Origin of the sequence: Pseudanabaena sp. Chao 1811 (assembly GCF_027942295.1) — a bacterium.
Lineage (GTDB): Bacteria > Cyanobacteriota > Cyanobacteriia > Pseudanabaenales > Pseudanabaenaceae > Pseudanabaena.
On record NZ_CP101416.1, the window covers coordinates 3,410,746 to 3,424,599 of the forward strand.

A 13,854-nucleotide genomic window follows, 5' to 3' on the forward strand; every position below is an offset into this window, starting at 1 on the left:
GAAATGTTGTGTCACATGCTTAGCATGTGGCACAACATTTCGGCTTTTTATCAACTCGATCGCAGTTCTAAGCCTAATACCTGAGTATGAGCGCCGCGTGCTTGAGTTACGCCGATGGTGCGCTCAGAGGCTTCGATCATGGGACGACGGAGACTTACTACGATGAATTGGGCAAGATTGGCTTGCTTGCGTACCATTTTCGAGAGGCGCTCTACATTTGCACCATCGAGGAACATATCCACCTCATCAAAGGCGTAGAAGGGAGAAGGACGATAGCGCTGGAGAGCAAAGATAAAACTAAGTGCCGTGAGGGATTTCTCGCCACCAGACATGGATGAAAGGTGTTGTACCTGTTTGCCTTTGGGGTGGGCAACGAGGGTTAAACCACCACTGAGAGGGGCATTGGGGTTTTCTAATTGCAGATAGCCATCACCATCGGAGAGTTCAGCAAAGATCTCTTTAAAATGTCCATTGACAGCATCAAAAGCCTGCATAAAGGCGCGTTGACGCAAAGTTGTGAAGTTCTCAATTCTAATTAGCAGTTCAGTCCTTTCTTGATTAAGGGTTTCCAGACGGCTACTGAGTTCATCGAGACGTTCGGATGTGGCTTCGTATTCAGCGATCGCCATCATATTGACAGGTTCCATTGACTGAATGCGTTTCAGCAAGCGACGTTGCTCTAGTTGTAACTGTTCTAGAGTCATCGTCTCAGGGACTTCAGGCAATGGATCAGGTAGTTCAATTTGCTCGAGTTGTTCTTTATACTGAGCGATTTGTTGTTCTAATTCAGCTTGACGCTCACGATTTTTCTGGAGTTGCCATTCCTGTTGCTGTTGCTGTTGCTGTTGGGCACGGAGCGATCGCTCGACCGCATCACGTTCTTGTTTTGCCGCACCGATGGTTTGTTCGAGAACTTCTAGGCGCGATTGGTAAGAGGCGATCGCATTTTCAGTTTGTTTAATTTGATTTTGGATTTGGGCAGTACTATTGATCAGTTCTGTTTGGGTGCTACGCAGTTCTTGGAGACGGGTCTGGCGCTGTGCCATTTTTTCTAGGGCAAGTTTATGTTGATTTTCTAATTCACCCAATTGTTGTTTCGCAGTCCGCAATTCAATTTCGGCACTATTGAGCAGAGCTTCTTGACCTTGCAAAGCTTCTTGACCTTGGAGCCAACGGGAATGCGTTCCCGACTTCTCTAATTCCGCAAGCTCGGCACGTTTAACCAGTAATTTTGCTTCTAGTTCGGCAATGTTGCCATCAAGGGTATTTAGTTGTGCTTGCCCGATTTCAATAGCAGCACGGGTTTGTTGAATTTGATCTTGGAGGCGAGAGCGATCTCGGCTGTTACGTTCGATTTGTTCGTAAATGCGATCGCGTTTGAGTTGTGCTTCACGGTGGGTGGTTCTGGCGGCTTGCAATTGCTCCTCATACTTAGCAATGCCTGTCAATGCACCACGTAACCGTTGATTTAGTCGCGCTAACATTTGATCGATTTCCAAAAGGCGATCGCGCAATTGCTTAGTTTCTGAAGATTCCGCAGGCTTGGCATTACCGAAATGAAGGCTGGTATGCAAAGGTGCGCTCCCGCCCGTCATCGCCCCTGAAGTTTCGAGGATTTCGCCTTCGAGTGTGACCATGCGATATTTGCCAATGTGGAATCTCGCTTGATCAAGATTCTCAAAGACGAGGGTATTGCCAAATACGAAGGAAAAGACATCTTGATAGCGATCTTCATAGGTGACAAGATTAAAGGCGTAATCAATTGCCCCTAATTTCTTCGCTTCTACCCGTGATGGAAATTTGGCAGGCTGTAATTTATTTAATGGTAGAAAAGTTGCCCTTCCTGCCCTTTCTTTTTTGAGTAAGGCGATCGCCTCAGCAGCTACCTCATCGCTCTCAACGACAAGGTTGCCTAAACGCCCACCTGCACAGATTTCTAGCGCCAATTGATAGCGAGGTTCCACTAGCCCTAATTGCGCGACCAGTCCATAAACCCCTGACATATCTGCTTCGATAATCACTTGTGAAGCTTTAGTTCCTTGAACCTCTCGACTTGCCTGTACCTGTGCCTCTAGTTTATCCAGTTGGCGGGTTTTGATGCGTTGTTCTTGATTAAGACGATCAATGGTTTCATTCTGAAGTTGTACTTCTAGTTGGGCTTCCGCAAGATTTTTAGCGAGGGTTTGGACAAGGGATTCAGCCCCACTAACTTCTGCTTCTTGTAAACGCAAAGCATCTTCTAAAGACTGATTAGAGAGCATATCCACGGCATAGCGACCTTCACCAGCCATGATTTCTTGCAGTTCCTTTTCCTGCGATTCTAATTGGAGCGATCGCTGATTGAGTACTTCACGAATTCTAGTTTGTTCCTGCTTTTGCGGATCGAGTTCAGCTTGAGCGCTATCTACATCTTGTCTGAGTTGTGTTTGTTGGCGCACCCATTCCGACGAAGCAGAGGCGATCGCTTGGACTTCCTTACGATATTGGGAAACAATCGCAGCCTGTTGATCGCGAGCCTTTTCCGCAGTAGCTACTGCTTCTTCTTTAAATTGTTTTTGCGATTCTAATTCTTCTGCTTCCCTTAGAAGTCGATCAATTTCCTCTTGGGTGTTAACAATGTGATTTTGATTGTTTTGATAGGAACTAGTTAGGGACTGTTGTTGCCTTTGTAAACCACGCAATTCTGCCTGTTGTGCCGATAGATTGCTGGAAACCGAGAGATATTCCTCTTCGCCAAGGGTATGTACGCGATCGCTAAGTTCATTAAGCTGAACCGTTCCCGTTTCAATTACCTGTGCGATTTCCGCTAAGGACTTAGCTAAATTACTACATTGCTCCTTATTATTGACCAGTTCGACATTGCGGATTGACTGCTGATAGGTAATTTCCCTTTGTTTGAGTACCGCTTCCGATGCTTCCATCTGTTCATATTCAGCTCGTAGCGCCTTATACTTCTCAGCCTTAACGCGATCGCCCTTTAGTTTTTCTTTATTGGCAACTAGTTCCTGTTCAACAATCCGAAATCTCTCTTCTTGAGTTTTGACATCATCTAATTTGTCCTTAGCTGTAGAAATCTTGCGATCGAACTCGCCGACACCTGCCAACTCATCAATAATCTCGCGACGTTCTCGCGAATTCATGGAAATAATTCCTGTAACATCCCCCTGTAATACCACATTATAGCCTTCAGGATAAATGCGGAATTTGGCTAATTGTTCGTGCAATTCACTTAAATTGCAAGGTGTGCCGTTGATGTAATAGGTGGAAGTATAAGTACCCTGACTGGTCACGCGCAGCTTCCGCATTACCGTCCATTCGCCAATAGTTTGTCCCTCAGCCTTAGGAATATCTACCCCTTCGCTCTGCAAAGCCGCCATTTCTTCTTCTTCGAGGGCAAAGGTCACGGTTACACTCGCCTCGACCATTCGCCCCTTTTTGCTATGGGCTTGGTTGACCAAATCTGGCAAGCGATCGGCGCGCATCCCCTTTGAGCCTGCTAGTCCTAGCGCAAATAGCAACGCATCAAGAATATTTGACTTGCCCGATCCGTTAGGACCCGAAACCACCGTAAACCCTTGCAACAGTGGTATTGATGTGGTCGAGCCAAAGGACTTAAATCTGGTGAGTTCTACATTTTTAATGTACATAATGGCGATCGCGGGCTGACCGAGGTATGACGAGCATTGGGGATAGGACTATGCGCGAGGTCAATTTTGACAGCACGAAAGTGCCAATACGTTATCACAACTTGGCGAAAATGGCGTATTGATCCTCAAGATTTTTGCATCTATAGCAAATGATATCCCTCACTCCAAGGCTACTTTGTACAGATTAAGTTGTGAGTTCGATAACGCCATTTGCGCGGCGCAAATGGCGAAAAATGGTAAAAACCGCTTAGCGGTTTTTACCATTTTTCGCCTTCGTCGAACTGACGTTAAGTTAGCAATATCATGAGTTACCAAAAATCTCCCTAAATCCCACTTTTTAACGGCATTTATACTTGATGTACCAAATCTTTACCCCCTCTAACTCACCCTTGCAAGGGTGAGGATTTAACTTTCCCTACCTTTCAAGGCGGGACTGAGGGGGTAAAGATTTGTACGGTGTGCCAAGTATATGAGTGCTGTTTTAAGGGAGACTTACGTAAGAAGCTCTAAAACTTAGATAGGCGACTTATGTAGCAATTGGAGGGGAATATCACTGCTTTTTTGTCAAATTTGTCAGAGTAGTTAAAGAATCGTCTGAATCTGGAGTTTAGCTGCTAGAACCAGAGCCAAAACGAATTGAGTATACTTCCTGCTCTTTGTCGGTGTAGATTTCGACATCGGACTTGGGATATGACACGCAGAGGAGAATATAGCCTTTAGCATCTAGTTCTTCACCCATGCCGCCAATACCCATGCCTTGGCTTTGGTCAACTTCACCCTTCACAATTTGAGCAGCACAAGTTGTACATACCCCTGCATAACATGAACAGGGTAAATCCACACCTGCGGCGATCGCTGCATCAAGAATTGCTTGATCTTCGGGGACAGGGACAGTAAAGGTTTGTCCTTGGTGGTGAAGGGTAGCTGTAAAGGTCTGAGTCATTTTTTATAAGTTACAGTGCGTAAAGTGAATGATAAGATATGCAATTGGCTTAATTTTATCTCCTCATATGCAACCCCGCCACATCGCCCGCGAACTCGCACTATTTAGTATCAACCAGTTACCTAGCCAATCCCAAAAGCTAGAGACTAAAACCCTTGATGACATCATTACCGCCGTTGTGCGATCGCTACATGATGAGACCAAGGAATTATTGCAAACTGCCAGCGCTGAGTTGCAACGTGGTCAAGAACGCATATCTTCTAGCGAGACTCGGACTGGTGACATCCGCCAAGATATTCAAGCTGTGGAAGGGATGGTGCGTGAGGCGATCAATCTCACTAAAAATGCGATCAACAATATTGGCTCGGCTCTAGAGTTTCCGATAACGCTAGTACTATCTCAACGTGCTGAAGTTCGTAACTATACGATCGATATTCTGAAAACTGTAAATACTAAACGATCGCAGATTGATGAAACTATCAGTAGTGCCTTAGTTAATTGGCAAATTGATCGCCTTGCCCAAGTTGATAAAGATATTTTGCGGATTGCCACTGCGGAAATGATGTTTTTGAATGTAGCGAGTAAAATCGCGATCGATGAAGCGGTGGAACTAGCTAAGCGTTATAGCAGTGAAGATGGCTATCGATTTATCAATGGTGTTTTACGCCGCATTGACGATCAACTTAAAGAATCCCGTAAAGCCAAATAACTGATATTACATGGAACCCTCATCCCCCAACCCCTTCTCCCGCAGGAGAAGGGGAGCAAGCCCATATTATTTCAATAAGTAAGTATGGGCGGCGCGAAGCGTTGCCCATACTAAAATACTTTTATAGAAAAGTATCATCTAAAGATGTCTTCACAAAAAATATACAGCCTGCGATCGCTGTTGGTGAATGAACAGATCCAGCCTTGGAATAAAGATAGTCCCCTGCTTTATAGGTAACACCGCGATCAATTAGCTCACCTTGGAGCATAAAAATTTCTTCCCCTGTTGCATGGTGATGGGATGGATACTCAACATCCTCATCCGCACGGATTAGGGCTGATATCTCGCGTTTTTTGGGATCAATTTTTAACACAGCCATCATTAAACCTTTGACAGGATGAGGTTTCCACTTCAGTTCCCCCGATCGCAAAGCCACATAATCTAAGACTTCTGTTTCCTGTTGAATGCGATTAAATAGTCTTTGTTTGAGACCAGCAGGAACATCTAAAGGAGTTTCAGTATAGGCGAGGGTTGCCACAGTATTCTGGAGTGATCGCAGTTCTTGCTCTATTTCTGGTGATGCGGCAGCAAGTTCTTCCACGGATTGGATTTCGTCAGGAGCGATCGCTGCAATGGCTGATAAGGCTAATAGATTTTGAAGTTCTTCTTGGTTCATGCAGTTTAGATCCTGATTTTTTTGCTATTGGCTTTTAGCTATTGGCTATTAGCTGTTAGCTTTGTTGATATTTGGTTTAGTGGTTATGGTTAGCTTTCCCTAAAAGTTAAACCACTCGTCGCCGATCGCTTCGCGTAATTTTTTTAGTCCCAGACGAATTCGGGTTTTCACCGTGCCAAGGGAAATACCTGTTTTCGCAGCAATTTCACTATGGCTGAGTCCACTAAAGTAGGCAAGTTCTAGAACTAGGCGCTGTTCTTGGGGGAGTTCGGCTAGACAAGTTTTAATGTAGGAACTACGCTCTTGCAGTAAAACATCTTCTTCGGGGCTATCGGTGTGTGAGTGGATCTTGAGAACATCTTCAGAAGCTGCTACTGCTTTGTCAAACCTTGCATGACTGCGTAGCCGATCTAGGGCGCGACTGCGTGTAAGCATAAATAGCCATGTGTCTACTCTGCCCTTTTGGAAATTGTAGTTTTTGGCAATCCTCCATACTTGAGTAAATACGTCTAAAACAATCTCTTCGGATTCCTCTGAAGAATTAAGAATTTTATAGGCAATCGTATAAATAACTTTGGCATAGCGATCGTAGAGTAACGATAGGGCGGATTGATCCTGCTCCGCAATGCGACTAATGAGGGTAAGTTCATCTCGCTTGCTTTCACTGTCTATTTTAAGAAATTTGCGATCGCATGAATCCAAGATCAGATCCTCTTCGTATTCTTATTTGAATCAGCGATTTCAACGATCTCTAGGAGCTTGTCTTTTGCACTAGGCAACAGACAAACTCAAAACCCTCGCTGACCAGCCACAACTGATTTTTTAACTATATATTATCTGGTGAAAACCATGTCTAGAACAGAAAGATCTTCTCGTTCCGCTTCGCGCCGCGAATTAATTAAAGCTGGGTTATTTGGAGCAATGGGGATTGCGGCTAGTACCGCAGTTGTTCCTGCGGTGATGGCAAAACCTAAGGGTGATGTGGCTAATGACATCAAGGTACTCAATAAAGCTCTATTTTATGAACATCAAGCGATTTGGGCCTATGGATTTGCCGCAGGTAAACTCACTGATAGCAATGTGGGCAAGGCAGTTTTGGCGATCGCTTTAGCGAACCAATCCGATCACAAAGCCCATCGAGATCTACTCGCGAGTGTCGTGAAGCAGCTAGGTGGTACACCTGTAACTGCGAAGATGGAATATCTGAAAACTGTTACTCCCTACATTGAGAAAGGTGAGGGGAATTTAGATTCTGATGTGAATATTGCGAAGCTTGCCCTTGCGCTGGAGGTCGATGCTGCGATCGCCTATGGTCGAGAAGTGGCTACTCTCAAGAATCCTGATCTCATCACCGCAGGTGCAAGTATTGGTTCCACTGAAGCTTCCCATGCCACGGTAATTCGTGCCGCATTCCAATCTCTAGGTGTTTCTTTGAATGTTGTTCCTGCTGCTTTTGTGAGCAAAGATACTCGCAATGATTGGATTCTTAAAGTTTAAATAAAATTTGGGAAGTATTGCAAAGTAATACTTCCCAAAGATTTTACTAATTATAAATATCGCGACTAATGCTGCAAACTACTGCTTTCCCAAGTCCTCCGACTAAAATTCTTTGGCGACAAGTCTGGGGACTCGCCGCCCTATTAGCTGCTATTACCTTTAGCTGGATTGCTTACGGATTTTATCAGCCGCGAATTTTGGCAAGGATTGGATTTGTAGATTTAGCTGCATGGCTAGGCATTTTTCAGGGATTGCTGGGAGCAGTTGTGGAACCAATTGTCGGCTGGTTTTCCGATCGCCTTCTCGGTCGATTTGGGAGTCGTTTGCCGCAGATTGTTGTGGGCGTGACTCTCGCAGGACTCATTTTTGTGATTGTTTCTTGGTTAGTCGAAGTGCAGCTTGCTGAGCAACTACGTTGGATTGTGCCAGTAATGATGACAATTTGGGTAATCGCCATGATTATCTTTCGCGGGCCCGCGATCGCCTTACTTCAAGGGTTTGCGCCAACGAGTCAACTACCTCAAGCTAATTCCATTTTAGCGCTTGTATTAGCAGTTACGAGCGCCACCAGTCCCATATTAGGACTCATCCTCAAACAGCTTGGTGCTTCTCTTACTTTTATTTTGGGAGCGATCGCACTTTTAATTGGTTCAGTGTTGCTATGGGCATCCATGCCCAGACATTTAGCAACGGCAACAAGCCCCGAACCTACCATCGCAAATTTAACGCCAAATTCGGCGATCGCCTACAGCTTGCCTTTTGTGGTTGGTCTAGGCTCTGGCTTAGAAATTAATTTACTACTCCATATCCTCCCCCATCATCTTTTTGCAGCAATTGCTCGTCTTCCAGTGGAATATTCTCAATCAGGAATACTGTTAATTGCTGGTTTGGCGACATTACCTTTGCGATCACTATTTGGTAGACAGAAAACAGCCTTTGGCATGGGCTGGGGATTAACCATAATTGCTGGTTGTCTTACGCTTTTATTACTGAGCGAAAATGGAATTTATTTAATATTGATAAGTGCGATCGCTTCTATCGCGCTAGGTTTAGTTTTAACTAATACGATTCCCTTAGCCTTAGCGATGGTTCCGCCACATCAAGCTGGCTTTGGGACAGGATTATATTTTGGCGGCAGTGGTTTAGCAACAGCAATTTTTGCAAGTGGTGTTATTGCACTAGGAGAAATTCCTGTCATTTATGGAGCATTTTTGAGCGTATTTGCCTTAGCTATTTCTTTAATCTGTTTAAAGAATTTCATAAACTCCACAGTGTAAACAACAAAATTAAACCCAACAAAGTTTTGAGGGTTTCAATTTGCCTATGGCAAATTGAAACCCTCAAAACTTTATGAAGCTACTTTTCTTGATTTCCCTCTAATTGCCTAACTGCGGCTAATTCTCTTTCTAATAAATTTACACGCTCTAATAATTGTTGGTTAGAAGCGAGTAATTCCTGCGTTCTTGAAGACAAATAGGGATCAGACTCCCACCAGTTAATCCCGATTTCTTTCGCTTTATCCACCGAGGCTACTAGCAATCGAATTCTGATACTCAACAACTCCACACTGCCCACGGACACTGTGATATCACCCGCAATGACAATGCCCTTGTCTAATACTCTTTCCAGAATATCGGCAAGGGAAGAGCCAGTTGTACTAGTGTTTATTGCTTGAGATTTAATCGCTTGAGACATTAAGGTATTTGATCCAATAATTTAGCGAGTCCAAGTTCCGACTCAGGCTCACCACTACCATAGCGAGAAATCAACACATCAAAGCACAGTGCGCGGAAGTCATCATCTTTGCCAGAGACAGGAATTTCATGCTCAACGCAAATCTTACCAATCAGCAAACAGGCTCTCAAACTCGATGCTTTGCTGCATTGCACTTGACGACGATAGCCACGAATCAAGTTGATCAATTTCAGGGCTTGAGTGCGATCTAAGCCTACGCGATTCACCAAAATTTGCTTTTCGGTTTCAACGTCCGCTTCGCCAATATTAATGGTGATCATGCGATCGAGTAGCGCGTCCTGTGTGGGATGTACCCCTGCATATTCCTCAGGATTGGAAGTAAAGATTGCCCGAAATAAGGGATGTACCCGCACATATTCCGATTGGGAACTGTCAGGAGGCAAGACGATGAGCTTCTCTTCGAGAGCGCTGAGCAATACGTTATTTACTTCAGGGCGCGATCGGTTGAACTCATCATAAATCAGTGTGAAGCCTTCCTTTGCTGCCAAAGTTAAACGCGAGTCTGTCCAATTTTGACGCAGATCATCTTCAACTTTCAAAACTGAATGGATATAGTTATCGACAACTTTTTTACGGGAATAGCCTGAGTTAGAACCAACCAATTGGGACGATCGCAAGTCTTCATCACCATAGATCAAAACCATTGGTCTACCGACTAAGCCTGCAAGATGCATCGCTAAAGTAGTTTTGCCCGTACCAGCAGGCCCGCGCAAATGAATTGCAAAGCCCGATTGTAAATAGCGTAGCGCCCGACGGACAATTTGCTTAGTAAAGTCCGTGCTGACAAATTGACGCGCATTGGCATGGAGAACTGTGGTCATGTTGATGAGCCTTCTGCCATTTGTAGTAAGGTGTTCAGGATATCAGAAGGATCGACTTTGAGCGTGTTTGCACCTTGAGCCAGTAAATCTCTAACGGTGTCGCGATCGTTGACAACTTCTAACAGGCTAGAGTTTGTCGATAATTGAGCCACATAGTCAACCACAAATTGCTCGATTTTGCTGGAGGCTTTGGGAGTCTCCTTAGGAGTTTCCTTAGGAGGCTCCACAGCAACAGGCTTGGCAATCTCTGGCTCTGGGGTTACAACCACACTTTCCGATTTAGAACCTTTCTTTTTCGGCTTAGGGCTAAGGCTAGCGGAGTTGTCATCGGCAGTGTTGGCTGATACCTTGGCAATAGGCTGAGATACAGCAACAGAGCGGGAGCCAGCCCAAACTGAAGCACTTAAGTTAGCACGGAAATTGTTTAGTTTGGTCGCCTGCGCTTGAGCTTCGGCAAGACGAGTGGATTCAAGTTGTTCTAAAGATGTTTTGACATTTGCTACGCGATCGCTAAATTCTTTAGCTCTTGATGCAGTATCTTGTTTTGCTTGGGCAAGTCTTTGCTCAGTCGTAGCTTGGATTTGGGCTGAGACTTCAGCCGTTCTTGCTTGTACCTCTTGAGATCTCTGATCTGCCGCAGCCTTCGCATTAGCTAAACGCGCCTTATTGAGATCTTCGATTTGCATTTGCGTAAAGGCAGCTCGCTCTTGAGTAAGTTGTTGACGTTGATCACGATCCGCTTTCCCCATGCGAATCCTTGCTTTGTGGATATGTTTTAACTGCGATCGCGTTTTGAAAGTGCGAGTTCTAACTTCTTGGGCACGTTCTTCGCTGTCTTCGGTAGCTTGCTGAGCACGATTTGAACTGAGATCTTGCAAATATTGCAATACCTGATTAGCACGATTTTGCAGTTCTTCCTGTCGAGATGCCAAAGCATTTTCAGCGATCGCCTGTCTACCTTGTTCCCATGCTAGACGAGTTTGCTCAGCATGAGCCAAATATGCAGCCGTAGCTTCCGACTGTGCTTGTAGAGCTTTTTCTCGCTCTTGTCGTGCCAACTGTTGCTCAGCTAAAAAATTTGCACGCTCCTGTAGTCGTTGTTGCCTTGCTTCTGCAAATTCTTGCATCAAAGAAGCCATAACGTTATCCTCAAATTCACTCTTTCAAATCAAATTTATCAAATCAACATAGATTCGACTCTATACCAACCACCCGTGCAAAATGATTGCTCAACTTTGCTCGCCCTAAACTGTTTCATCCATCAATAAACTGAGTCAAACCCAAAAATCAAACTTATGAGAACTTATATCCCTCCTCACTATACTAATACCCTGCTAACAAATTGGCGTTGCATTATTTTCATAATGAAACTGTTAGAGACAACCCCCCGCGGTTGTCCAAAAGCTCATAGGGTAGGTACGGGGACGCTACTCCACGGGATAAATCCAGTAAATCACTACTATGTTTTGCAACGCCCAAGATTTACTGTTTTGTCAATAAAAAATTAACAACAATAAACTACAAAATCAACAAGATATTTATTAGTGAGAAGGGAGCAAAGAAGAATTCGGTAGGCTAATAGATCTATTGTTTAGTAACTTATGACTAGCATTGCTAGATATACTTACTAAGCAGCAGGTACTGCCGCCGAGGCTGTGAGACCAACTGCTTCAGCATATTTGAGATATGTTTCCACAGAGGCAATGACGACGCGAGCTTCAATTGATAGCAGTTCGATTCCCACCAATGAGACTCGTACCCATGCATCAATGACAATGCCCTTATCCAAAATACGATCAATAACTTCCGCTAGACTAGAGGAAGAGTTGACTTTTTCGACTGCCATAGTAATGTTCTCCTTGAATTAACTATGTTCGGCATTTAAATTCTGCCTGTGCTTACTGTACTACACAACAGCAAAATTACTTATACTGATTTTGTACTAAATTATCCTGACTAGAAGATCAAGATATTGTATTAATTCTATAGGTTATAGCTAATGTTGATGATAAACTTTCTTTAAGGAAATATAAACAAGACAAGACTAATTTTTAACTAACATTCCTTAGTTATGAAGTTTGGCTTATAAAAATAGCAATCTAACTATGTATCTTAGGTTACCTATTGTCTAAAATACTTAACATTCATTTTTAACTCTAGATAAATTACTACAACTAAAATAATGAATAGCGATCTAAACACCGAATCGAATATCCCTAGCAACAATAGCAGTAATACCATTAGCAAACAATCGACTAGTCAACCGCAAGACAGTTTTGTCAAAATTGCTATGCGCAATATGGTCAAGAAAGGTAGTACTTCTTTATTCCATTTTTCTTTAACTATTTTTGGCGTGGTCGCTACCTTGCTAGTACTTGCGATTATTTTTCACTAACAATTCAAAAAGAGTCAAGAATATTCTATTCTTGTCAAGGAACACATAGCCTAACTCTAATCCAATTAGAAATTTTTATTTGAGAATAAAGTCGATAACTATCAACTAATTAAGTTTTGTTAAATCGACTTTTTGTGAATTTGTAGAGATGATTCGCAACAGGATTATGATTAATTAGATCCGTTTTTTACTTTTGTTTTTACTGATACCAGTTGTCCCTTTTCTTTATATTTATTGAGGTTCCCAATCATTGAGCTTTGATCTATATTGCGAAATCTATCCTGAAGTTGCCGATCGCCATCCTGTTAAAGAAGAACAATGGCAAGATTGGTTTGCTACTTGGGAGAAGTACCTTGCATCTGAGCAAGTGATCGTTGATGGAGAATATGAGCTATCCCTCGCGATTACTGATGATGCCACAATTCAACAATTGAATCTGCAATATCGTCAGCAGGATCGCCCGACGGATGTTTTATCTTTTGCGTCTTTGGAATCAGAGGTTCCCGAAATTCCTGTAGATGAAGATGATTATGTTGAACCAACTTATTTAGGCGATATCATCATCTCCCAAACAACAGCGATACGCCAAGCTCAAGAACGTGGTCATTCACTGACCTATGAATTAGCTTGGTTGGCAGCCCATGGATTGTTACATTTGCTTGGCTGGGATCATCCCGATGATGAAAGCCTAGAAGCTATGCTTAAACAGCAGGATCTCATGCTAAACCTGATTTTACTATAAATCAAGACGGAAGCAGTTGAAAATAGCTAGGATTGAGCGCATAATTTCGGTAAACTAATCTCCAGAATCTTGACAATTGCTTGGCAAAATCTAGTTGGAATTACATCCATGAATATCGATTTACCGCTTTCAAGACTACTTTTAATCAAATCGACTTCTTTATCCGAGCAAATGACACAGATCGACGAGTTTGAAGAATCTGAAGAAAAAGCGATTCAGCGTAGTGATTCTTTTCAAATTGCCACAAATTTATTCCTGAGTTTTAAATATGCTGGACAGGGTGTCAGCTATGCCTTTCGTACTCAGAGAAATTTTCGGATTCATTTGCTAATTGGGGCGATCGCTTTATCCCTCAGTCTTTATTTCAAGTTGTCTGCTGTCGCCTGCTCGATTATTAGCTTGACGATCGCCCTAGTTTTAGTACTGGAATTACTAAATACAGCTTTGGAAGCGGTAGTAGATTTGACGGTGGGTCGCGAGTTTCATCAGTTAGCCAAAATTGCTAAGGATTGCGCGGCTGGGGCAGTACTTATTGCGGCGATCGCTGCTCTACTCATTGCTGGAGCATTGTTATTGCCGCATATTGTGCTTGCAATTGCCTAAGCCCCAAAGAGAGTGGCGGAGCAAGGCTCCGCCACTCTCTTTGGCTTAAAAAGCCTAAAGGTTAGT

The 13,854-nt window shown here is 43.5% G+C and carries 14 protein-coding genes; 6 read left to right on the forward strand and 8 right to left on the reverse strand.

Going from position 1 to position 13,854, the window contains the following annotated elements:
• Positions 1–50 precede the first annotated feature (50 nt).
• Positions 51–3,647: a chromosome segregation protein SMC gene (gene smc, locus NMG48_RS15635; protein WP_271252405.1), complete on the reverse strand. Its 3,597-nt coding sequence runs from the start codon at positions 3,645–3,647 to the stop codon at positions 51–53.
• A 607-nt stretch (positions 3,648–4,254) separates the two neighbouring features.
• On the reverse strand, positions 4,255–4,590 hold the full coding sequence (locus NMG48_RS15640) for a 2Fe-2S iron-sulfur cluster-binding protein (protein ID WP_271252406.1): 336 nt from the start codon (positions 4,588–4,590) through the stop codon (positions 4,255–4,257).
• 67 nt (positions 4,591–4,657) lie between these two features.
• Between NMG48_RS15640 and nusB the strand changes: the two genes are divergently transcribed.
• Positions 4,658–5,299, forward strand: a complete 642-nt coding sequence (nusB, locus tag NMG48_RS15645) for a transcription antitermination factor NusB (protein ID WP_271252407.1) — start codon at positions 4,658–4,660, stop codon at positions 5,297–5,299.
• Positions 5,300–5,420: 121 nt separating this feature from the next.
• On the opposite strand, the gene NMG48_RS15650 is transcribed toward nusB, so the two are convergent.
• Together NMG48_RS15650 and NMG48_RS15655 are read right to left on the reverse strand one after the other, a co-directional pair.
• Positions 5,421–5,975 carry a cupin domain-containing protein gene (locus NMG48_RS15650; protein WP_271252408.1) on the reverse strand — a complete coding sequence of 185 codons (555 nt, stop codon included), beginning with the start codon at positions 5,973–5,975 and terminating at the stop codon, positions 5,421–5,423.
• A 99-nt stretch (positions 5,976–6,074) separates the two neighbouring features.
• Complete coding sequence (locus NMG48_RS15655) at positions 6,075–6,677, reverse strand: sigma-70 family RNA polymerase sigma factor (protein WP_271252409.1); 603 nt, start codon at positions 6,675–6,677, stop codon at positions 6,075–6,077.
• A gap of 147 nt (positions 6,678–6,824) precedes the next feature.
• Here NMG48_RS15655 and NMG48_RS15660 point away from each other — a divergent pair, with 147 nt between their 5' ends.
• Positions 6,825–7,472: a ferritin-like domain-containing protein gene (locus NMG48_RS15660; protein WP_271252410.1), complete on the forward strand. Its 648-nt coding sequence runs from the start codon at positions 6,825–6,827 to the stop codon at positions 7,470–7,472.
• Between the two features lie 68 nt (positions 7,473–7,540).
• Complete coding sequence (locus NMG48_RS15665; protein WP_271252411.1) at positions 7,541–8,749, forward strand: MFS transporter; 1,209 nt, start codon at positions 7,541–7,543, stop codon at positions 8,747–8,749.
• A gap of 79 nt (positions 8,750–8,828) precedes the next feature.
• Here the strand turns inward: NMG48_RS15665 and NMG48_RS15670 are convergent, their stop codons facing one another.
• From NMG48_RS15670 to gvpA, 4 genes are all read right to left on the reverse strand, one after another.
• Positions 8,829–9,167, reverse strand: coding sequence for a gas vesicle protein (locus tag NMG48_RS15670; RefSeq protein WP_126387278.1), 339 nt, complete (start codon positions 9,165–9,167; stop codon positions 8,829–8,831).
• A complete protein-coding gene (gvpN, locus tag NMG48_RS15675) occupies positions 9,167–10,048 on the reverse strand; it encodes a gas vesicle protein GvpN (protein ID WP_126387277.1) in 882 nt (293 codons plus the stop codon). The genes NMG48_RS15670 and gvpN overlap by 1 nt, the downstream gene beginning before the upstream one ends.
• Positions 10,045–11,187 carry a hypothetical protein gene (locus NMG48_RS15680; protein ID WP_271252412.1) on the reverse strand — a complete coding sequence of 381 codons (1,143 nt, stop codon included), beginning with the start codon at positions 11,185–11,187 and terminating at the stop codon, positions 10,045–10,047. The genes gvpN and NMG48_RS15680 overlap by 4 nt, the downstream gene beginning before the upstream one ends.
• Positions 11,188–11,675: 488 nt before the next feature.
• The gene (gene gvpA, locus NMG48_RS15685) at positions 11,676–11,894 is read right to left on the reverse strand and encodes a gas vesicle structural protein GvpA (RefSeq protein ID WP_009626980.1); all 219 of its coding nucleotides are present in this window, start codon (positions 11,892–11,894) and stop codon (positions 11,676–11,678) included.
• 336 nt (positions 11,895–12,230) lie between these two features.
• On the opposite strand from gvpA, the gene NMG48_RS15690 reads away from it, so the two are divergent.
• From NMG48_RS15690 to NMG48_RS15700, 3 genes are all read left to right on the forward strand, one after another.
• Positions 12,231–12,443 carry a DUF3285 domain-containing protein gene (locus tag NMG48_RS15690; RefSeq protein WP_271252413.1) on the forward strand — a complete coding sequence of 71 codons (213 nt, stop codon included), beginning with the start codon at positions 12,231–12,233 and terminating at the stop codon, positions 12,441–12,443.
• A 250-nt stretch (positions 12,444–12,693) separates the two neighbouring features.
• Positions 12,694–13,185, forward strand: coding sequence for an rRNA maturation RNase YbeY (gene ybeY, locus NMG48_RS15695; protein WP_271252414.1), 492 nt, complete (start codon positions 12,694–12,696; stop codon positions 13,183–13,185).
• Between the two features lie 171 nt (positions 13,186–13,356).
• The gene (locus NMG48_RS15700; protein WP_271252415.1) at positions 13,357–13,788 is read left to right on the forward strand and encodes a diacylglycerol kinase family protein; all 432 of its coding nucleotides are present in this window, start codon (positions 13,357–13,359) and stop codon (positions 13,786–13,788) included.
• Positions 13,789–13,854 lie beyond the last annotated feature (66 nt).